The following is a 19,754-nucleotide window of genomic DNA, read 5'->3' on the forward strand; positions in this document are numbered from 1 at the left end:
CTTCTGATTAAGCTTCACAACTGACGACGCCGAACTCGGACAACAGGGACGCCGGCAAGCTCCGCCTTGCTGATCATATCGGCGGTGCCTCGGCCACCTGGAAAAGCGATCACAAGATGTGGCTTGGTCTCGTCAAGCATTCTCTGGTTCCGCCTGGGTCCTGCCGATCGACCTTCTGATTTCCATTCGGCTGGATATGCCTTCCACGACACGCCAACATGACGTGCCCAGCGGCCGGCCAGATCATCTGCGCCGCTTGCCCCACCGTGCACCAAAAGCACGACGGGGTTGGCGAGATGAGCCGCGTCAAGAACTCGGTAGAGCTGCTCACGGTCGCTGTAATCGCGGCCGCCACACACCAACACGCGCTGTTCCACGTCACACCATGCGTTTCTTGAAATCCTGAAGAGCTTCGGCGGAGATGCGGGTCAAGCTACCGATCTTCATCAACCGCGGGCCTTTGCCCTGCTTGACCATTTTGTAAAAGAGAGCTCGGCTGATACCCAGAATCTGGCAGAACTCTGGGACCGTATATGCGAGCCTTGGCTTAACGGTAGTTGGGGGACCTGCAGGATCGGCCGGGACTGGCTGTTTTGCCACAGGGCGCTTTTCACCGTGAAGAAGTTCCTTAATGTGCAGCAAAGCGAACGCCACGGCGGCGACTGCATCGCCGCTTAGGCCTTGACGATACATCCGTCTTGCAAGTCTTTCCGGATCAATGTCGGTGTGATCAGCCGACAATCTTGACGCCCGTTTTGGCGCTGGCGGCGTCCACTTTTCGATATCGGTCAGTCTCCAGTGCTCGCGCTTTGAGCTTCTGACTAGGGTGGATTTGGGGAATCCGAGGCTTTCGTCAGCCTGCCATGCCGTGATCGTGTAGTATGAGACACCGAAGTATTTAGCCACGTATGTCTTCTGAACGAATAGCTGCTTCTTCGCTTCTGGGTTCAAGGCGCGGTTCCTCAGTGGTGCTGCGGTATCCGGAGCGGGTTGTGATAGCCTTCCGGCAGGAACGGCTGCAGATCCTTCTTGATGTAGTGCTTCTTGCCGAGCTGCTGCAGCCGGTTGACCATGCGGTGGGTGTAGCTCTCCCAATCCTCGGTCTTGGTGATCGGCAGATAGTTGACCCGACCGACCTTGTAGAGGTCGACGAATTCATGCGTTGCATCGACGATCGAAAGCGACGCCTCCACATCGATCGTCGGCTCGAGGCTGACCCACGTGAAGATGCCCCTTCCGTGAAAGGCCTTGAGCGCAGCGATCCGGTCGTCAGGATCAGCGGCGCCGCTCTCCCACTTGCGTGAGAAGGCGGTATCGAGCGACGTCAGCGTCGAGGCGAAGGCGTCGCGATCGCGGCGGAACAGGTCGATATCGCGCAGACCCCGGGTGCCACCCTTTGTGAGGGTACAGATGCCGAGGCCATGGTCGATCAGGATTTCGAGCGCCTTGCGCGTCGTCGTCGTGTCGCCTGGGTGGTACGGGTCTGACGTGAACGAGATCATGACCTGCTCGGTGACGCCGAGCGCCTGGTACTTCACGGCGTCGCGACGGAGCTCATCGAGATAGTTGCCGCGCACGACGGCGCCGGCGTTGAACTCGCCGCGGTCCTGCTTGGTGACACGCGGCACATAGCAGTATGCGCATTTGTGGCCGCAGCCGCGATAGGGGTTCGCGGCGAGCGGAGCGTACTCGCCGGCCTGGCCGCGCGGTGCGTAGATGTAGGAACAGCCTCTGACGGATACGCCGTCGGCGTTGAGGTAGTAGATCATTTGAAAGGTGCTTCGCTTCCTGGAGTGGGTGAAGTTCAGAATCAAATGATGCCAGCAGAGGCCTGTTTTCACCACTCTTTTTGATTTCTTGGGCGTGAGTGCAGTTCAACATGGCGAGGAAGAAAGAACCGAAGCCGATGGGTCGGCCGCCAGTAAAGATCGACATCGATCAGCTGGAAAAGCTTGGCGCGATACACGCAACAACTGAGGAAGTTGCTGCGGTCTTCGGTTGCACCAAACGAACGATCTTGAATCGATTTAAGGACGAGCCAGAGCTGAAGCTCGCCTACGAGAACGGCAAAGAGAAGGGCAAGCTGAGCTTGCGGCGTCTGCAATGGCGCCACGCCAGCGGCACCGGCTCCGGTGCCGTGAACATGACGATCCATCTCTCGAAGCACTGGTTGAAGGAAACGGACAAGGCAGCCGTCGAGCTGTCGGGCCCGAAGGGCGGTCCGATCGAAACCAGAGACGTCAGTCCCCGTGAACTCATCACAAGCCGAATTGCTAGCATCGCTGCCCGACGACGAGAGGGCGGCGATACTGGCGGGTCTGACCGACAGTCAGCTTGAAGCGCTGCGCTGGGACTGGCGGTTCTGGGCCAGGCCTGACCAGCTCGAGCCGCAGGATCCGCAGTGGAAGAACTGGCTGCTGCTCGCCGGTCGCGGATTCGGCAAGACCCGCACCGGCGCGGAGTGGGTGCGCGACAATGTCTGCGGCTCGACGCCCCTCGCCCGAGGTCGATATCGACAGCTTGCGCTGATCGCCGAGACCGCGGCCGATGCGCGCGAAGTGATGGTCGGCGACGGCAAGGCCGAGGACGAAGGTTCCGGCCTGCTGCAGGTTCACCCGAAAGACTTCCGGCCGATGTACGAGCCGTCGAAGCGCCGGTTGACCTGGCCCAACGGTGCGATCGCTACGCTCTACAACGCGACCGAGCCCGACCAGTTGCGCGGGCCGCAGCATGATGCGGCATGGTGTGACGAGCTGGCGAAGTGGGTCTACGCACAGGACACCTGGGACCAGCTGCAGTTTGGTTTGCGCCTCGGCGAACATCCTCGGGCCTGCATCACGACAACGCCGCGGCCGATCCAGCTCATCCGGTACCTGCTGAAGCATGCGCTCACCCGCGTGGTGCTCGGCAAGACAACCGATAATGCCTCGAACCTGCCGCCTTCCTTCCTCGAGGCGGTGCTCGATCGATATGCCGGCACCCGGCTCGGCCGGCAGGAGCTGAACGCCGAAGTTCTCGACGACGTGCCAGGAGCGCTGTGGACGCGCGCCATGATCGACGAGGCTCGCAAGCCTGTCACCGTGCCCGACCTGCGGCGCGTGGTGGTCTCGATCGACCCTTCAGGCACGGCCGGCGATGAAGACGATGGCGACTCGATCGGCATCATCGTCGGGGGCAAGGGCATTGATGGCCGCGGCTACATTCTGGCAGACCGTAGCTGCAAGTTGTCCCCTGATGGTTGGGGACGTCGAGCGGTCGACGCTTATCACGAATTTAAGGCCGACCGGATCATCGCCGAGCGCAACTTCGGCGGCGCGATGGTCGAGCATGTCATCCGCACCGTCGACAAGTCGGTTTCGTATGAAGAGGTCGTAGCCTCCCGCGGCAAGGTTATCCGGGCCGAACCGATCGCCGCCTTGTATGAGCAGAACAAGATTTCGCATGTCGGCGACTTCGTCGAGCTGGAGGACCAGATGTGCGGCATGACACGCAACGGATACGAGCTCGAAGGATCGCCCGATCGGCTCGACGCGGCTGTCTGGCTGCTCGACTATCTGTCCTTCACCGCACGGGCGCCGTTGATCATCTCGGATGAAGTCTTGGCTAGGGCAGCACAACCTGCTCGCCGACGGAAGCCGCTCTCGTGAAGAAGAAGCACGTCAAGCAGTTTGCCAAGCAGCTGGCGCTCGAGTTCGCCGAGCTGCAGAAGCGCCCTGCCCGGCGCCGGCGCGCGCCGCGGACCCGGGCGATGCGCGAGCTTGCCGAGAAGGCGCTCGGCTCCGACGCCGTGAAGGCCGCGGCCGACCGCGCCGAGCGGAAACCGCTCCAGGTCACACACGACCACCTGCAGCTGGCGAAGCAGAAGGCCGACCGCTACACCCGCGCCAATCCGTTCAAGCTGCCGGACTTCCCGGTCCAACTGATGGACCACATTCCGGCCGATCGCCGGATGGCCGCAGACGAGGGCCTGATCGGCACGTCGGCATGGGCTGGCGGGGCGTGGAATTCCCTCGGATCGAATGTCGCCTTCGAGGGCATCGCGTTCCTCGGCTATCAATACCTCGCTGAGCTGGCGCAGCGGCCGGAATATCGCGTGATCGTCGAGACGATCGCCACCGAGATGACCCGGAAGTGGATCCGCTTCCAGGCCAAGGGCAAGAAAGACAAGACGAAGAAGATCGAGCAGATCACGGCCGAGTTTGAGCGGCTCAAGGTCAGCGAGATTTTCTGCCAGGCCTGCGAGGTCGATGGCTTCTTCGGGCGCGCGCATCTCTATCTCGACACCGGCGCGACCGACGACCGCAACGAGCTAAAGATGCCGATCGGCAATGGCAGCAACGCCATCACCGAGCGGAAGTTCGAAAGAGGAGACCTGAAGCGGCTCGCAATCGTCGAGCCGATGTGGACGTATCCGACGAGCTACAACTCGAACAATCCTCTGCGGCCGGACTGGTACAATCCGCAGATGTGGTTCGTGATGGACCGCGAGGTGCACATATCGCGCCTGCTGCGGTTTGTCGGCCGCGAGGTGCCCGACGCGCTGAAGCCCGCCTACTCGTTCGGCGGACTTTCGCTGACGCAAATGGCGAAGCCTTATGTTGAGAACTTCCTCAACATCCGCCAGAGCGTGGCCGATATCGTCCAGGCCTTCTCGGTCTTCGTGCTCTCGACCAATCTCGGCGAAACGCTGACGCCTGGCGGCGAAGGACTGTTCCGGCGCGCCGATCTCTTCAACAGCCTGCGCGACAACCGCGGACTGATGATGATCGATGCGGAATCGGAGGATTTCCAGAATGTCGCGGCGCCGCTGTCGTCACTCGATCAGCTGCAGGCGCAGGCGCAGGAGCACATGGCTTCGGTATCGCGCATCCCGCTGGTCAAGCTGCTCGGCACCACACCGCATGGTTTGAATGCCACGGCTGAACCAGAGCTGCGGGCGTTCTACGACCACATCCACGCCTACCAGAAGAAGTTTTTCTCGCCGAACCTCGATCGCGTGTTCCGCTTCGCCCAGATCAACATCTGGGGCAAGGTCGATCCCGATATCTCGTATGTCTACGAGCCCCTCTGGGAGATGGACGAGAAGGGTCAGGCCGAGGTCCGCAAGACCAACGCCGAGACGGCGCAGATCCACATCGATAGCGGCGTGATCTCTCCGGAAGAAGAGCGCAACCGCATCACCGCCGACCCCGGCACGCAATATCCGGGCCTCGACCCCAACAAGGTCCCCGACCTGAAGCAGGAAGAGGAAGAAGGGCTCGAGCCGAAGGGCTCGGCCGAGCACCTGGCGCAGGGCGGCGAGAACGATGCCGACGAAGAAGCCGAACGAGAAGACGCTTAGGCCCGTCCATGCCAATGCCGGCATTCAGGCGCGGTACCGCGAGCGGCTTCTCGCCATCATCGATGAGATGAACAATTCGGTACGGTTCTGGTTGAAGGCCGCCTATCGGCAGAACACGCCGGTGATGGCCCAGGACCGCAACCCGGCCGAGGAGCTGCGCATCGCCGTCGAGGAGCTGGCGAAGCGGTGGCAGCGGAACTTCGACAATCTGGCGCCGCGGCTCGCCGAATACTTCGCGCAGGCCGTCCACCTGCGGAGCGATGCCGCACTGCGGGCGACGCTGCGCAAGAGCGGCTTCACGGTCAAATTCAAGATGACGCCGGCGATGCGCGACGTCATGGACGCGACGATCACCGAGCAAGTCTCGCTCATCAAGTCGATTCCGGAGCGATACTTCACGCAGGTGCAGGGTATCGTGATGCGGTCGGTGCAGACCGGTCGCGATCTCGGTCAGGTGACGAAGGACCTGCAGGAGCAGTTCGGCGTGACGCGCCGCCGCGCCGAGACGATCGCGCGGGACCAGAACAACAAGGCGACCACCGCCATGACGAATGCCAGGCAGCAGAGCCTCGGCATCACGGAAGGCGATTGGGTGCATTCGGGCGCCGGCAAGCATCCACGGCCGACGCACGTCGCGATGAACGGCAAGCGCTTCGACCTGAAGAAAGGCATGTACGATTCAGCGGTCGGCCGCTGGATCATGCCGGGCGTAGAGCCGAATTGCCGCTGCTTCTGGCGGCCGGTGATCAAGGGATTCTCATGAGTTGCAGTCTCGACGGTGGTCTATGGCCCCTATTCTGGATCGCGGTCGTCATCTGCGTCACGGTCTACAACCTCAAAGCCAAGAAATAGGAACAGTTCATGCGTACAGTTTCGTGCATCGCCCTGCTCTGCTTGCTCTCCACCGCTGCATTCGCGCAGACCGCGTCCGACCGGATCAAGCTGGATGTCAGCCGGGCCGAGCTCGGCGTCATCGGCCAGGGCCTGATGGAGCTGCCCTACAAGACTTCGGCGGCGCTGATGAACAACCTGCAGCACCAGCTCGACGCGACCGACAAGGCGGCGAAGGACGCCGCGGAGGCCAAGGCGGTAGAACCGCCGAAGCCAGATCAGGAATCGAAGTGATGCGCGGCATTGGCCCAGCCGTCCTAGTCGTCAACGTCGCGATAGTAGGCCTGTTGATCTGGTTCGGCATCCACGGGCCGCACCAGAGCACCAAGCAGACGCTCTTGATGGTTCCGGCCATGCCCAGCGACCAGAACTGCTCCCTCGCCGATATCGCGATGGACGGTGCCGTCACGCTGCACTGGCCGTGCATTGACAAGACGGCCGCCGCCTATCGGCAGGACGCTCCGAGCATGTTTGGTGCCGTTGCAGTGACCTTGAAGGCAGCCAAGGAAACGGCCGCCAAGCCCTGAAGAGGAAGATCGATGCCGAGCGTATCGCAGCGCCAGCACCGCGCCATGGAAGCGGCGGCGCACGGTCATTCCACGCTCGGCATCCCGAAGAAGGTCGGCGAGGAGTTCGCTGCTGCCGATGCCGTGAACGGCACCGCCGCCGGCGTGATCTTCGTGGCGAAGGATGGCGACATCCTGCTGATGCGCCGGTCGGCCGACGAGATGAACTATGGCGGTTGGTGGGGCCTGCCCGGTGGCAAGAGCGAGGACGGCGAAGAGCCGCTTGCAGCCGCTCGCCGCGAGGTTCTCGAGGAGACCGGCTTCGATTGCTCTGATCGGCTGATGAAGGCATTCGATGCCGTCGTGACGCCGAACAAGATGGCGTTCCACACCTTCACATGCGGTGTTGACGAGAAGTTCTCGCCGAAGATGGAGGACGGCGAGCATACCGGCGCCGCCTGGTTCTCGATCGACGGCCTGCCCTCGAAGACGCACCCCTCCGTGGTCCGCGCGCTGAAGGATCGGTTGTCGCTGGCCGACGACATGAAGCCGGAGGATTGGCAGGGCCTGCGCGACGGCTTCGTGAAATGGACCCGCGAGGAAGAGCGCGAGCCAGAGCACCGTGATCGCGCGTTCGACGCGCGCGAGACGATGGCCTTTGACCGCGCGGCCTCGGTACGGCGTTACGACGAAGACGGGAGACTCCATGTCTCCAGGACCCCAATCTCAAAGGCCAATGTTTGCGAATATGCCGGCGCCGAGATTCCGGAGTTCGAGAAACTAGGGTTGCAACCAGACAGACTTTATAAGCTCTGGCGTCATCCGGATGAGTTGGAGAAAGGTGCCAGCACCTTCAACAACATCCAATTCATGAGAATCCACAAACCGGTCGACGCGCGCGTCTCCGGCAATCACCTCCCGGGGGAAGTGATCGGATCGATCGGAACGGACGCAGAGTTCGAGCATCCGTATCTGTTCAACTCGCTGGTATGTTGGTCGAAAGACGATATCGACGACATCGAGGACGAGCGGAAGATCGAATTGTCGAGCGCGTACCGCTACCGCGCCGACATGACGCCCGGCAAAACGCCGGACGGCGAAGAATACGACGGCGTCATGCGTGACATCGTCGGCAATCACGTTGCCCTTGTGAAAGAAGGCCGAGCCGGACCCGATGTTGTGGTCGGCGACACCATGGAGACCATCAAGATGGCCAAAGTTAAGATGACCCGTACCGGTGCCGCTCTCCGCAGCGTCATCGCCCTCCACCTCGTTCCGCGCCTGGCGCAGGATGCGAAGCTCGACCTTCGCCCGATCCTGGCCAAGCTGACGATGAAGAACTATGCCGCGCAGAAACCGATCATCATCACCGGCATCAAGACCGCGGCCAAGGGCAAGCTTGCTGCCGATGCCTCAATCGAGGACGTAGCGACCCTGCTCGATGCCATGGAGAAGGCGCCGATCGCCGACGGCGATGATGAGGTCGACGTCGAGGATATGCCCGAGGAGACCATGGACTCCGAGGAGCACGGCGACCTGCACGAATTCCTCAAGGGCAAGCTCGGCGAGGACGACTACATGAAGGCCTGCGACATTCTCAAGGCCGGCTCGCACGGCGCGGCCGACGAGGATGACGACGAGGAGGAGAAGAAGCGCAAGGAAGAGGAGCAGCGCCGGAAAATGGCGGGCGATGTCGAGAAGGAAGTCGAGAAGCGCACCAAGGATATGGTCGACAAGAAGGCCATGGACCAGGCGATCGATGCCGCGGTCAAGTCCGAGCGCAACCGCCTTCAGGCGACTGCGGACGCTCGTGAAGAGGTCCGCCCGTTCGTCGGCACCCTCAAGGGCGCGTTCGACAGCGCGGAAGGCGTCTATCAGGCTGCTCTCGGCGTGCTCGGCGTTGCCGATGCCGACAAGATCGACAGCCTGCCGGCGCTCAAGGCCGTGATGAAGTCGCAGCGAAATCCCCAAGGCGCGTACGATTCTGCGCTGCCCAAGCGCCCGATGGCGACTGATGCTGCTGTCGAGAAGAGCCTCGCCGAGCGCTTCCCGCACGCCGCGAACATCAAGGTCAGCGCCGCCTAAGCGCCGACCATCCCCTCACCTTTGACCGAACCTCAAGCTGGCGCCACCGCGGCGCCGGCAGCAACCCCTCTTAACTTGAAGGAAACAATCCGATGACTGGTGGTGGTTTTCAGACGGCAGTCACCGTTCAGCCGGCGATCGGCATCGAAGGTGACTTCGCCAGTGCCAATCCGCGTTTCTCCGTGATCGCCGGCGCCGGCGCGTTCGTTTGCGGCGCCAATGGCGTCCGTGTCGGCCGCTTCGCGTGGGCGAGCGATGCATCCGAAGACGATGTCGGCGCTCCCGCTGTCGGCAACAACTTCGGCTCCGGTCCCGTCACCGGCTTCGTGCACCGCGAGCAGCAGGGCCTCATCACGCAGTACCTGCAGAACGCCAGCATGATCGTTCAGGCCGGCTTCCCGCTGACCCTGATGAATGGCGGTGATTTCGTCGTCCGCAACGCCGGCAACAACCAGGCGCAGATCGGTCAGAAGGCCTATGCCAACTTCCAGGATGGCTCGGTCCGTTTCGGGCCGACCGGCACGCCGGATTCCGGTGGCACCTCGACCGCATCGACCATCGCGGCCGGCGCCAGCGGCTTCACCGCGTCCATCACCGGCAACCTGATGACCGTGACCGCGGTCACCAGCGGCACGCTCTACAACGGCACGATCGTCGCCGGCGCGAGCGTCCCGGCCGGCGCCGCGATCGTGAACCAGGTGACCCCGCTCCTGCCCGGCGAGGCGCTGCGCGGCATCGGCCGCTATGCGCTGACCGTGGCGGAGCAGAACATCGCTTCCGAGGCGATGACCGGCTCCTATGGCCTGCTCACCATCGGCGGCACGGTTGCCGGTACCTTCGCGGTCGGCCAGCCGGTCTCGGGTGGCACCACCTCGGTGGGCACCGTCATCACCGACGTCGGCACCGGCACCGGTGGCGCCGGCACCTACATCGTCAACAACACCCAGACCGTTGCGTCGGCGGCGCTCAACACCGCGCTGGACGTCGAAACGAAGTGGTACGCGATGAGCCCCGGTCTGTCCGGCGAGCTTGTCAAGATCAGTGATCACGCGCTCGGCTGATCCGCCGCAGCGCTTCCCCACAATCAACCGTTCGAACTGAGCCGAGCTTTCTCGGCCAAAGGAGCATTAGCATGTACAGGGGTACGATTGAGCAGGCGGTGCAAGCCTTTGCAGCCGAGAAGGCTTTCTTCGAGTCCCGTGGCGTCTCGCTGCCCGACACCGTCCGTTGCTACGCGACCGACGCGATCGCCGCGAACTATCTCGCGATGGACGCCCAGCCGGCGCTGCAGACCGATCCCAACACCGGCATCCCGTCCTGGCTGACCACCTTCATCGATCCGGACGTCTACAACATCCTCTTCGCGCCGACCGAAGGTGCCGAGGTGATCGGCGAAGAGCGGAAAGGCAACTGGACGACCACGACCGCCATGTTCCCGACCGTCGAGCACACGGTCGAGGTGTCGTCGTACGGCGACTTCAACGAAAACGGCCGCGCGTCGCTGAACACCAACTGGCCGCAGCGCCAGGCCTACAATTTCCAGGTCATGGTCGAATATGGCGATCTCGAGATCGAGCGCGCCGGCCTCGGCCGCGTCAACTGGATCGCGGGCCTTGATGCCGCGGCAGCGGACGGCCTCAACCGCTTCTCCAACCTGTCGTACTTCTACGGCGTGGCCAACCTGCAGAACTTCGGTCTTCTGAACGATCCGAACCTCGGCGCGCCGCTCGCGCCGGCGACGAAGGCGGCCGGCGGGACCAGCTGGTTCACCGCCGGCGGCGCGCCGAACGCGACCGCGAACGAGGTCTATAACGACATCGTCGCCTTGTACGAGGTGCTGGTGCAGAACAACCTGGGTCTCGTCAACAAGAAGACCCCGATGGTTCTCGCCATGTCGCCGGGCTCGGAAGTGGCGCTGACGTTCACCAACTCGTTCAACGTCAACGTCGAGGACCTGCTCAAGAAGAACTTCCCGAACCTGCGGATCCAGACCGCGGTTCAGTACGGCGTGCAGTCCGCCACCAACCCGCAGGGCGTTCCGGCTGGCAACTTCATGCAGCTGATCGCCGAGAAGATCCAGGGCCAGAAGACGGCCTTCTGCTCGTTCACCGAGAAGCTCAAGGCCTTCCCGATCATCCGTGCGGCTTCGTCCTACAAGCAGAAGCGGATGGCGGGCACGTTTGGCGCGATCATCCGGATGCCGATCGCCTTCGTGGCGATGGTCGGCATCTGACAACAATTCCGGCCGCTTGACGGCGGCCGGCCAGCACCTTTCAGCAAACCGGAGTTCAAGCGTATGGCCGAAGCCGAAGCAAAGTCCCCTCGTACCGTCACTGTTGCGTGCAAACTGCCGCACGGGATCAGGATCCGCGGCTATGAAAAGCGCGGCGAGCGTGAGCAGGTTCTCGGCGGCGGCGTGCGGGAATTCGACGTCTGGCGGCCGGTCGGGCCCTACATCCGGATCAAGGGTCCGGTAGTTCCGGCGCAATTCCAGGCGTTGGTCGAGGTCGTGGGGGGCTATGCCATCACCTCGGGCGTTCCCGCCGAAGTGTTCGAGCAGTTCATGGAACACAACGAGGACTCCGACTTCGTCAAGAACAACATGATCTACGGGCACGAGCACCGCGGCCGTGTGATCTCTTGGGCGCGCGAGCACGAGCGCCAGAAGACCGGCGTCGAACCGCTCGACGTCACCATGAAGTCCAAGGAAGGGCGCATGGTGATCGCTGACGAGCGGTTGGCAAGCAACGGCATCACTGAGGCGATGAGCCGAGCCGGTGCCGACTTCGACACGCAAGGCGCCTAATAGGGAGATTCGCACATGGGCGTGGTTGTCCAGTTCAACTACGCCCAATGGGCCGCGACCTATCCGGAGTTCGGCGCCACGGTAAATCAGACCCAGGCGCAGAACTACTTCCAGATCGCGACCTCGATCCACCGCAACGACGGTGGCGGACCGGTCTGCGATCCGACCATCCAGCTGAACCTGCTCAATATGCTCACGGCGCACGTCGCCGCGCTCTTTGGACCGCCTGTCGCCGGCGCGCAGCCGTCGACGATCGTAGGTCGCATCTCGAGCGCGTCGGAGGGATCGGTCTCGGTGCAGGCCGCATACTCGAACAACGTGTCTCAGCAGATGGCCTGGTTCATCCAGACCAAATACGGCGCGATGTACTGGACGGCGGCCGCTCCGTTCCGAACCATGCGCTACGTCCCCAGCTTTAGGCGCGGCGTCGTCGGTCCTCCGGGCTTCGGCGTCTGAAACAGGAGCAATCCATGGATATCGAAGTCATGTCCCGGCAGATCGCCGACCTGGTCAAGTTCAAGAGCGAGGTCGAGGCGATCATTCGGTCGACCGAGGGTCAGCGCGGTCAGGCCTCCGAGCACATCGAAGACCTTTTGCGCTTCAAGGACGTGATCACCGCCACGCTGCCCGTAATCCAGAAGACGTTTGGCGATGTCGCGATCCTGTCGGCCGACATCGAAGCGATCAGGCAGGACCTCGCTCCTGTCATCGCATGGGTTGAGAAACAGCAGGCAGCAGAGGCCGCGGCCGAAAAGGCGAAGGCTGAAGCGCCCAAGGAATCGCCGAAGGAAGCCGGGCCGGAGCAGCAGGCGGCCCCGACCGGTGAGGCCCGGCAACCGGACCAGCCCACGGGCGCCTGATGGCGAAGCTCCGCGGCGGCGAGCGGCTCGCGATCGCACTCGCCGAAATCGCCACGAACCTGTCGAAGCCCGCCACGCTGCGCGTCGGCTTTCTCGAAGGCGCGACCGGACCCGATGGCGATCCGATCGCAATGCGCGCCGCCATCAACGAATTCGGCGCGCCGGCCGCCGGCATCCCGCCTCGCCCGTTCTTCCGCAACATGATCGCTGCGAAGTCAGGCGAATGGCCGGACGCGATCGCCGGCCTACTGAAGGATCACAATTACGATGCGGCGCTGACGCTCAACCTCGCCGGTGAAGCTATCGCCAGCCAGCTGCAGCAGTCCATCAAGGACACCAATTCGCCGGCCCTGGCGCCATCCACCATCGAGCGCAAGGGCTTCGCCAAGCCGCTCATCGAGACCGGGGACATGCTCCGCGCGGTCGACCATGAAGTCAAAGGAGACTGAACGATGATTTTGAGAGCATTCGATGTAGCGCTTGGCGAAGTTGATGTTCAGGTCCCCGGCAAGGTCGGAGGCAACCTCCCGGTCCTCGTCGGCTTCAGCAACCTGACCGCTACCCGCGATCCCCTGCCGACCGACGATATCTCGCAGAGCTATAGCGCGGGGTCGCTCTGGTTCAACAACGCGGCCGGCGCACTGCGCGTCTGGTCGTGCGTGAACAACGCAAAGAACGCCGCGCAGTGGGCGTTCGAGGGTGCCTACTACGCCGGTGGCGGCAGCAATCCGCCCGCCGAGGTGACGCAGGCCGGGTCCTCGACCGCGGTCATGGCGGCTGAGGGCAACATCAATCGTCAGATCCCCGGTGTCGCTGCCGCCATTGCGCCGGCTTCAACCGGCGCCGATATCGTGGTCGGGGTCTACGCCCTTCCCGCCAACTTCTTCGACGGTCTGGCCGGCACAAATCGCACGCTGTCGGCAATCGCGTCTGGCAACTTCGCCGCCAACGCCAACACCAAGCGCATCAAGCTCTGGTTCAATGCCACGACCGCCGTGGTGGGCAGCGCCGTCGTCGGCGGAACGCTGCTGGCCGATACCGGCGCGGTGGCCACCAATGCGGGCGGCTGGCAGGTGACCGGCACGATCGGCAAGCGCGGCGCTGCGGGCTCCAACACCCAGACCGTCATCTCCGGGGGCGCCGTGTCCGGCGGCACGCACAACGGCGTCACGCCCTGCGTCGATACCGTGGCCGTCGAGAGCGGCCAGATCCTGATCGCGGTCACCATCAACAACACGACCGCGGCCGGTGACGCCTCGATGGCATTCTTCGAAACCAACGCGATGAACTGACCGAGCTCGGCCATGAACCTTCACGGCATCGTCGCCCCAGTGATCGGCGCCGTGAACCCGAACTATCCGGTGCTGTTCGAGGCGAGCACCGGATTCACGCAGGCCGCCGACTTCTCCCAGCAGCCGTCCTTTGGCGCCGGGGTGTCGGTGATGGCTCAGGTGCAGGAGCTGTCCACGCCGGACGTGCAGGAGCTCGATGCGCTGAACCTTCAGAAGAGCGGCGTCGCGATCTACCTCTACGGCGTGTCGAACGGCATCGTGCGGGTGAACAACAAGGGCGGTGACCGCATCACGGTCCATCCCGGCGTTCCGCAGGCCGGCGTCTACATCGTGCAGCTCGTCCTCGAGCAGTGGCCCGATTGGGTCAAGGTTTCCGCAATCCTGCAAAATCAGGCCGCATCATGAAGAAGACGATCCTCGCGGTGTTGGCCGCCCTGTCCCTCCCGGCGGTCGCGCTCGCCCAGGTCGCGCAGACGTTCGTCCCGCTCGGTTTCTGCGCGCTGACGCCGGACGCTGGCGCGGGCCTCGCATCATGCGCCGGCGGCATTCCTTCGGGCGCGCGTAGCGCCACAATTGCGGTCGAGACGCAGGCGATCCGTTACCGTGACGACGGCACCGCGCCGACCTCGACCGTCGGAATGCCGGTCGCCGTCGGGCAGACCATCGTCTACCAGGGCACGCTGTCGAAGATCCAGCTCATCAGCCAGACCGCTGGCGCGAAGGTCAGCGTCCTCTTCTACAGGTAGGCCGATGACGGTCACGGCTACCATCTCGCCGACGCAGTCGGACATCACGGCCGCGATCGGCACATTCCTGATGGATGTGACCGGCCTGCCCCAAGGGCAGATTATCGTCGGTCAGCCGAACCGCGTCGCTGAGCCGGCGCAGCCGACCTTCATCGTGATGATGCCGCTGCGCTTCGAGCGCATCGCGACCAACTTCGACGGATATCAAGATTCGTCGTTCGTCGGTTCCGTCGCAAACAACGTGCTGACCGTGACCGAGCTGCTGATCGGCATCGTCCCGACCGGTGCGCTGCTCTTCGGCCAGAACATCAATTCGTCGATCACGATTCAGCAGCAGCTCTCGGGCCAGCCCGGTCAGGCCGGGACGTATCAGCTGTCTCAAGCCTTGAACCTCGCGCAGCAGAATTTCGCCGCTGGCGGCAAGGTCGTCGAGATCGACGCGGACGTCACAGTGCAGCTTGACTTCCACAGCGCCGACAATTCGGCGGCGCAGCTGGCCCAGACGGTCTCGGCGCTTCTGCGCGATATCTACGGCGTGTCGTTCTTTGCCGCGCTGACGGCGCCGCAGAACGCCGTCGTGCCGCTGTTCGCCGATGATCCAGCGCTACGCCCGTTCGTGAACGCTGAGGGCAACTACGAATGGCGGTGGGTGCTGGACGCCCATTTCCAGGTCAATCAGGTGACCCGCGTGCCGCAGCAGTTCGCGGACGCGGTGTCGATCGTGACCGTGGCAGTTCCGCAACAAGTCACCGGCCTGTAAGCGCCAGCCTCAAGAGGAAATAGATGGGCACCATCGACGCATCCCAACTCGTCAGCGTCACGCCGAGCGTGCTGGCGGCCGGCGGCAGCGCCGTCGACATCATCGGCCTGGTCCTGACCAGCAACACGCGCGCGCCGCTCGGACAGGTCCTGAGCTTCCCCAGCGCCGCGGCCGTGCAGTCGTACTTCGGTCCGACCTCGAAGGAAGCGCAGATCGCAGGCGGCGGTGCAGGCCTCGGCTCCGGCTATTTCGGCGGCTTCACCGGCTCCAACAAGCTGCCCGCGAATATCCTGTTCGCGCAATACAACACCGCGGCCGTCGGCGCCTACCTGCGCGGCGGCAGCGTGTCCGCGCTGTCGATCGCACAGCTGCAGGCGATCAACGGCACACTCTCGGTTACGATCAACGGTGTCGCCAAGGCCGGCACCGTGAACCTTGCGGCGGCGACCTCGTTCACGAATGCTGCGACCATCATCGCCGACATGCTCGACATTGAGAGCGCATCAGCTTGCTCTTTCACCGGCTCGATCACCACTAACCAGCTCACGGTCACGGCGGTAACAACCGGAACGCTCGCGGTCGGCCAGTTCGTCGACGGCCCCGGCGTGACGGCTGGAACCTATATCACCGCGTTCGGGACCGGCAGCGGCGGGAACGGCACCTATACGGTGAGCCAGGCGCAGACGCTCGCAAGCGAAGCGCTGACCTCCAACCTGCCGGGCGTCACCTTCGACAGTATTTCGGGCGCCTTCGTGGTCTCGAGCCCCACCACGGGCGCAGCCTCGACGCTGGCCTATGCGACCGGCACCGCGGCCTCCGCGCTCGGGCTCACCCAGGCCAACGGCGCCGTCCTCTCGCAGGGCGCCGTCGCGGCAGTCCCGGCCGCGTTCATGAATGCCCTGATCGCCCAGAACAACAACTGGGTGACCTTCATGACGGCATTCGATCCGGACGGCGGCGCCGGCAACACCCAGAAGCAGGCCTTCGCGGCGTGGAAGAACGGCAAGAACAACCGGTATGCCTACGTCTGCTGGGACGCCGACATCACGCCGACGCAGTCGGTACCGGCCACCGCGAGCCTGGGCTACATCCTCGCCAACAACAACGATTCCGGCACGTTCCTGCAATACGAGCCGACCGACCTCAATCAGGCGGCTTTCATCTGCGGTGCCGCGGCGTCGATCGACTTCAGCCAGACGAACGGCAGGATCAGCTTTGCCTATAAGTCGCAGGCCGGCCTCGTCGCCGGTGTGACAGACCCGACCGTTGCGACAAACCTCGGTGGCAACCCGCAGGCCACCGATCGCGGCAACGGCTACAACTTCTATGGAGCCTACGCGAACGCGAACCAGAACTTCGTCTGGGAGCAGCGCGGCTTCGTGACCGGACCGTTCCAGTGGTTCGACAGCTACATCAACCAGATCTGGTTCAACAGCTTCGCGCAGAGCGCGCTGCTGAACCTCTTGAACGCGGTGAAGTCGGTCCCCTACGACGCAGCTGGTCGGGCCTTGATGGAGGCAGCACTTGCGACGCCGATCAATGCCGCGCTCAACTACGGCATGTTCGGGCCTGGTACGCTGACCAGCGCCGAGGCCGCCGCGGTCAACGCGCAGGCCGGCGCCATCATCGCGCCTGCCCTGCAGACGAGCGGCTACTACCTGCAGATCCTGACCGCAAGCCCCACGGCCAGGATCGGGCGCACGACCCCGCCGGCGACCTTCTGGTACCTCGACGTCGGCGCCGTCCAATCCATCAACCTCGCGAGCGTCGCGCTCCAATAACATCGGGAAGCAAAGATGACCGACATCACCTCTGCCAATGCGATCCTGATGCTGTCGATCGCGACGCTGTTTCCGACCCCGCAGCAGCTGCAAGGCTTCTCCACCGACGACGTCTACGACCTCGACGCAATCTCGAACGTGCAGGTCCAGATGGGCATCGATGGGCTGTTGTCCGGCGGCTTCGTCTGGAAGGAGCAGCCGCAGTCGATCGTGCTTCAGGCCAACTCCCCGTCGAATGCCGTCTTCGACACCTGGAACTCGAGCCAGAAAGCCTCGCAGCAGACCTATCAGGCCAACGGCATCCTCACGCTGCCGAGCCTCGGCATCAAGTTCGTCCAGACGAAGGGCTTCTTGACCGAATACAAGCTTCCTGGCGGCAAGAAGGTCCTGACGCCGCGGCGCTACATCATCACCTGGGAAGACGTCTCCCCGGCGCCGGCGTAGGAGCGTCACAGCATGCGTAAAATTGAAGTCATCAAGGCGGATTCCGACAAGGGCCGAGACAGCGGGAAGCATTTCGAGATCCGCGAGTGGGATGCTGAGATTGCCGACCGCTGGGCAACCCGCGTGGTCCTGGCGCTGACCCGAGGCTCAAAGCCGATGCCGTTCCCGGTCGAGGCGCTGCTCGGCCGCGGCATGGAGGCCATTTTCGTCATCGGCCTTCAGACCATCCTGAGCGCGAGCGTCGCGACGGAGGAAGTGATCCCGCTGCTCGATGAGCTGCTGCAATGCGTCCGGTTTGTTCGCGATCCGGCCGCGCGCGACAAGTCGACCGGCGGTCACATCACGACCGACATCGTGTCGCCTGACGATATCGAGGAAGTCCGGACCCGCTGGTGGTTGCGCTCGGAGGTGCTGCGCGTCCACACGGGTTTTTCCGCGGCCGATATGTTCGGGACGCTTCTCTCCTCGATCATGTCGAAGGCCCCACGCTCAGGGAATACGGAAGCATTGCCGGCAAGCTAGGCGCGGTGATCTCGGCGGGTCTGGCAACCCTCCACGAGATGCAAACGGTCTACGGCACTGAGGACCTCGAGAACTTGCTCGACGTCGTCCAAACGGATGCCGACAACACCAGAGCCGTCGCCCGCTGGAAAGCGCGCCAACAGGGCAAGTCATGAGCGGAACTGTCATCGATGAGCTTGTCCTCGAGCTGGGGCTCGATGGCCGCAACTTCACCAAGGAGCAGAAAGAGCTGCTGAGCCAGCTGCGCGAGCTTGAAGAGGAATCGCTGAAGGGCGCCAACCGCGCCGAACGGAACGCCAAGAACCTAACCGACATGTTCGCGTCGTTCCGCCGCGAAGCGATCGGCGCCCTCGGCGTCTTTCTCGGCGGCCGCGGCGTGATGGAGTTCACGAACTACATCACCGGCATGGACGCCAATGTCGGGCGCCTCGCCCAGACGATGAACATGTCGGCCCGCGAGATCGCTGCCTGGCAGGGGGCGGCCCGAGCCGCGGGCGGGACCGGTGAAGGAGTCACCGGCACCCTGCAGGCGATGACGCAGGACATGAACCGGTTCATGCTGACCGGTCAGGGCACGCTGGCGCAGATGCTGCGCCCGCTCGGGATAGGCCTCTTCGACGTCAATGGCCGGCTGAAGACGGCCGGCGAGCTGATGGAGGAGCTTGCCGCGGCCGCGCAGCACATGGACCCCGCTCGGTTCTCGGCGTTCTTCGGCATGCTGCCAGGCGCCAATCAGGAAAGCCTGAACCTGCTCATCAACGGGCGGGACGAGCTGCGCAGGATCCTCGAGGCTCAGCGCCAGCTCAACAACGTGACGCCGGAATCGATCCGGCTGGCGAAGCAGTACCAGGAGGTGACGGTCGAGCTGGACACGTCCATGACGTCGTTCGGCCGCAACCTCGCGGTGCTCGTGCTGCCGGCGATAACGTCCGTTACGGGGGCGCTTGGCCAGCTGTTTGCGAAGTGGAACGTCACGCCCGGAAGTGCGGAGGACAAGGCGCAGAGCTCGGCGCTGCGGGACAAGCTGGTCTCCCGCTTTGGGAGCCCGCGCGCGATTCTGGAATGGATCGCCGGAAACTGGCCTATTGGAGATCCGAAGGAAACGCTTGCTCTTGCGGACAAATTGTACGGCCCGAAGGGCCAAGACGAGCGCGACGCCGCGAAGACCGCGACTGCCGGCGCGACCACCGCGCGATCGATCGCGCAGGGCGGCACGAACTGGACCAATTTCCTGAGCGGCCTGTCCTACCTCGAGACTTCCCACCAGAACGTCGGCAACAACACCTCAAGCGCGCAGGGATATTTCCAGTTCCTGAAGGGCACTGCGAAGCGCGCGACCGATGCCGGCATCCCAGATCCGCGGTATGGCAGCTACGACGAGCAGTCCGACGCGACGAAGCGCTATATCGAGCGGTTCTACCCGAAGGCCGCCGAGGCGATCGCGCGCGGCGACTACCAGGGCGCCGAGCAGATGCTGAAGGGAGAATGGCCGAGCCTTCCGGGTGGCATCCAGCAGCAGACCCCTGCCCGCTATTCGACCTATCGGCAAACCCTTCAAGGCAACCAGTCGACGTCGAACAGCAGCACGAAGACCGTTCAGGTCGGCAGCGTCATCGTACACACCCAGGCGAAGGACGCAGAGGGAATCGGCCGCGACATTAAGCCCGTACTAGAACGCGGCGAGACAGTGTCCCAATTCAATACCGGCGCGGAGTGACGG

General features: G+C 63.6%; 24 protein-coding genes. 21 read left to right on the forward strand and 3 right to left on the reverse strand.

Annotation, left to right across the window (positions count from 1 at the left end):
* Window positions 1–14 precede the first annotated feature (14 nt).
* From H8A95_RS44455 to H8A95_RS15955, 3 genes are read right to left on the reverse strand one after another with little or no spacing between them, the layout of a single operon-like run.
* Complete coding sequence (locus tag H8A95_RS44455) at window positions 15–377, reverse strand: DUF2493 domain-containing protein (protein ID WP_420839395.1); 363 nt, start codon at window positions 375–377, stop codon at window positions 15–17.
* 1 nt (window position 378) lies between these two features.
* Window positions 379–951 carry a helix-turn-helix domain-containing protein gene (locus H8A95_RS15950; protein ID WP_229183976.1) on the reverse strand — a complete coding sequence of 191 codons (573 nt, stop codon included), beginning with the start codon at window positions 949–951 and terminating at the stop codon, window positions 379–381.
* An 11-nt stretch (window positions 952–962) separates the two neighbouring features.
* Entirely contained in the window at window positions 963–1,769 is an 807-nt protein-coding gene (locus H8A95_RS15955; protein ID WP_229183977.1) for a radical SAM protein, read from the reverse strand.
* Between the two features lie 110 nt (window positions 1,770–1,879).
* Between H8A95_RS15955 and H8A95_RS15960 the strand changes: the two genes are divergently transcribed.
* The 21 genes from H8A95_RS15960 (at window position 1,880) to H8A95_RS16060 (ending at window position 19,751) form a co-directional block, all read left to right on the forward strand.
* Window positions 1,880–2,338, forward strand: coding sequence for a hypothetical protein (locus H8A95_RS15960; protein WP_229183978.1), 459 nt, complete (start codon window positions 1,880–1,882; stop codon window positions 2,336–2,338).
* A complete protein-coding gene (locus H8A95_RS15965; RefSeq protein WP_338027857.1) occupies window positions 2,250–3,647 on the forward strand; it encodes a DNA-packaging protein in 1,398 nt (465 codons plus the stop codon). Before H8A95_RS15960 ends, H8A95_RS15965 begins: the two co-directional genes overlap by 89 nt.
* Window positions 3,644–5,341, forward strand: coding sequence for a DUF1073 domain-containing protein (locus tag H8A95_RS15970; protein ID WP_229183980.1), 1,698 nt, complete (start codon window positions 3,644–3,646; stop codon window positions 5,339–5,341). Before H8A95_RS15965 ends, H8A95_RS15970 begins: the two co-directional genes overlap by 4 nt.
* Entirely contained in the window at window positions 5,307–6,104 is a 798-nt protein-coding gene (locus H8A95_RS15975) for a phage head morphogenesis protein (protein WP_229183981.1), read from the forward strand. Before H8A95_RS15970 ends, H8A95_RS15975 begins: the two co-directional genes overlap by 35 nt.
* Window positions 6,105–6,202: 98 nt before the next feature.
* A complete protein-coding gene (locus tag H8A95_RS15980) occupies window positions 6,203–6,466 on the forward strand; it encodes a hypothetical protein (RefSeq protein ID WP_229183982.1) in 264 nt (87 codons plus the stop codon).
* Window positions 6,466–6,759 (forward strand): hypothetical protein, encoded by a 294-nt coding sequence (locus tag H8A95_RS15985; RefSeq protein ID WP_229183983.1) that lies wholly within the window; start codon window positions 6,466–6,468, stop codon window positions 6,757–6,759. The genes H8A95_RS15980 and H8A95_RS15985 overlap by 1 nt, the downstream gene beginning before the upstream one ends.
* A 12-nt stretch (window positions 6,760–6,771) precedes the next feature.
* On the forward strand, window positions 6,772–8,823 hold the full coding sequence (locus tag H8A95_RS15990) for a DUF2213 domain-containing protein (RefSeq protein ID WP_229183984.1): 2,052 nt from the start codon (window positions 6,772–6,774) through the stop codon (window positions 8,821–8,823).
* 92 nt (window positions 8,824–8,915) lie between these two features.
* On the forward strand, window positions 8,916–9,884 hold the full coding sequence (locus tag H8A95_RS15995) for a gp53 minor capsid family protein (protein ID WP_229183985.1): 969 nt from the start codon (window positions 8,916–8,918) through the stop codon (window positions 9,882–9,884).
* Window positions 9,885–9,955: 71 nt separating this feature from the next.
* Entirely contained in the window at window positions 9,956–11,056 is a 1,101-nt protein-coding gene (locus tag H8A95_RS16000) for a hypothetical protein (RefSeq protein ID WP_229183986.1), read from the forward strand.
* 63 nt (window positions 11,057–11,119) lie between these two features.
* Window positions 11,120–11,629, forward strand: coding sequence for a hypothetical protein (locus tag H8A95_RS16005; RefSeq protein WP_229183987.1), 510 nt, complete (start codon window positions 11,120–11,122; stop codon window positions 11,627–11,629).
* A gap of 15 nt (window positions 11,630–11,644) precedes the next feature.
* Window positions 11,645–12,085 (forward strand): DUF4054 domain-containing protein, encoded by a 441-nt coding sequence (locus H8A95_RS16010; protein WP_229183988.1) that lies wholly within the window; start codon window positions 11,645–11,647, stop codon window positions 12,083–12,085.
* Between the two features lie 14 nt (window positions 12,086–12,099).
* Window positions 12,100–12,489 (forward strand): hypothetical protein, encoded by a 390-nt coding sequence (locus H8A95_RS16015; protein WP_229183989.1) that lies wholly within the window; start codon window positions 12,100–12,102, stop codon window positions 12,487–12,489.
* Window positions 12,489–12,938 carry a hypothetical protein gene (locus H8A95_RS16020; protein ID WP_229183990.1) on the forward strand — a complete coding sequence of 150 codons (450 nt, stop codon included), beginning with the start codon at window positions 12,489–12,491 and terminating at the stop codon, window positions 12,936–12,938. The genes H8A95_RS16015 and H8A95_RS16020 overlap by 1 nt, the downstream gene beginning before the upstream one ends.
* Window positions 12,939–12,941: 3 nt before the next feature.
* Complete coding sequence (locus tag H8A95_RS16025; protein ID WP_229183991.1) at window positions 12,942–13,781, forward strand: hypothetical protein; 840 nt, start codon at window positions 12,942–12,944, stop codon at window positions 13,779–13,781.
* 12 nt (window positions 13,782–13,793) lie between these two features.
* Window positions 13,794–14,186 (forward strand): hypothetical protein, encoded by a 393-nt coding sequence (locus H8A95_RS16030; RefSeq protein WP_229183992.1) that lies wholly within the window; start codon window positions 13,794–13,796, stop codon window positions 14,184–14,186.
* The gene (locus tag H8A95_RS16035; RefSeq protein WP_229183993.1) at window positions 14,183–14,527 is read left to right on the forward strand and encodes a hypothetical protein; all 345 of its coding nucleotides are present in this window, start codon (window positions 14,183–14,185) and stop codon (window positions 14,525–14,527) included. The genes H8A95_RS16030 and H8A95_RS16035 overlap by 4 nt, the downstream gene beginning before the upstream one ends.
* Before the next feature lie 70 nt (window positions 14,528–14,597).
* Window positions 14,598–15,287, forward strand: coding sequence for a phage neck terminator protein (locus H8A95_RS16040; RefSeq protein WP_229183994.1), 690 nt, complete (start codon window positions 14,598–14,600; stop codon window positions 15,285–15,287).
* A 23-nt stretch (window positions 15,288–15,310) separates the two neighbouring features.
* Window positions 15,311–17,068: a DUF3383 family protein gene (locus H8A95_RS16045; RefSeq protein WP_229183995.1), complete on the forward strand. Its 1,758-nt coding sequence runs from the start codon at window positions 15,311–15,313 to the stop codon at window positions 17,066–17,068.
* Window positions 17,069–17,083: 15 nt separating this feature from the next.
* The gene (locus tag H8A95_RS16050) at window positions 17,084–17,512 is read left to right on the forward strand and encodes a phage tail fiber protein (protein WP_229183996.1); all 429 of its coding nucleotides are present in this window, start codon (window positions 17,084–17,086) and stop codon (window positions 17,510–17,512) included.
* Between the two features lie 12 nt (window positions 17,513–17,524).
* Window positions 17,525–18,034, forward strand: a complete 510-nt coding sequence (locus H8A95_RS16055) for a hypothetical protein (RefSeq protein WP_229183997.1) — start codon at window positions 17,525–17,527, stop codon at window positions 18,032–18,034.
* Between the two features lie 151 nt (window positions 18,035–18,185).
* A complete protein-coding gene (locus H8A95_RS16060) occupies window positions 18,186–19,751 on the forward strand; it encodes a hypothetical protein (protein WP_229183998.1) in 1,566 nt (521 codons plus the stop codon).
* Window positions 19,752–19,754: the final 3 nt, after the last annotated feature.

The sequence above is a fragment of the Bradyrhizobium oropedii genome, from assembly GCF_020889685.1.
GTDB lineage: Bacteria > Pseudomonadota > Alphaproteobacteria > Rhizobiales > Xanthobacteraceae > Bradyrhizobium > Bradyrhizobium oropedii.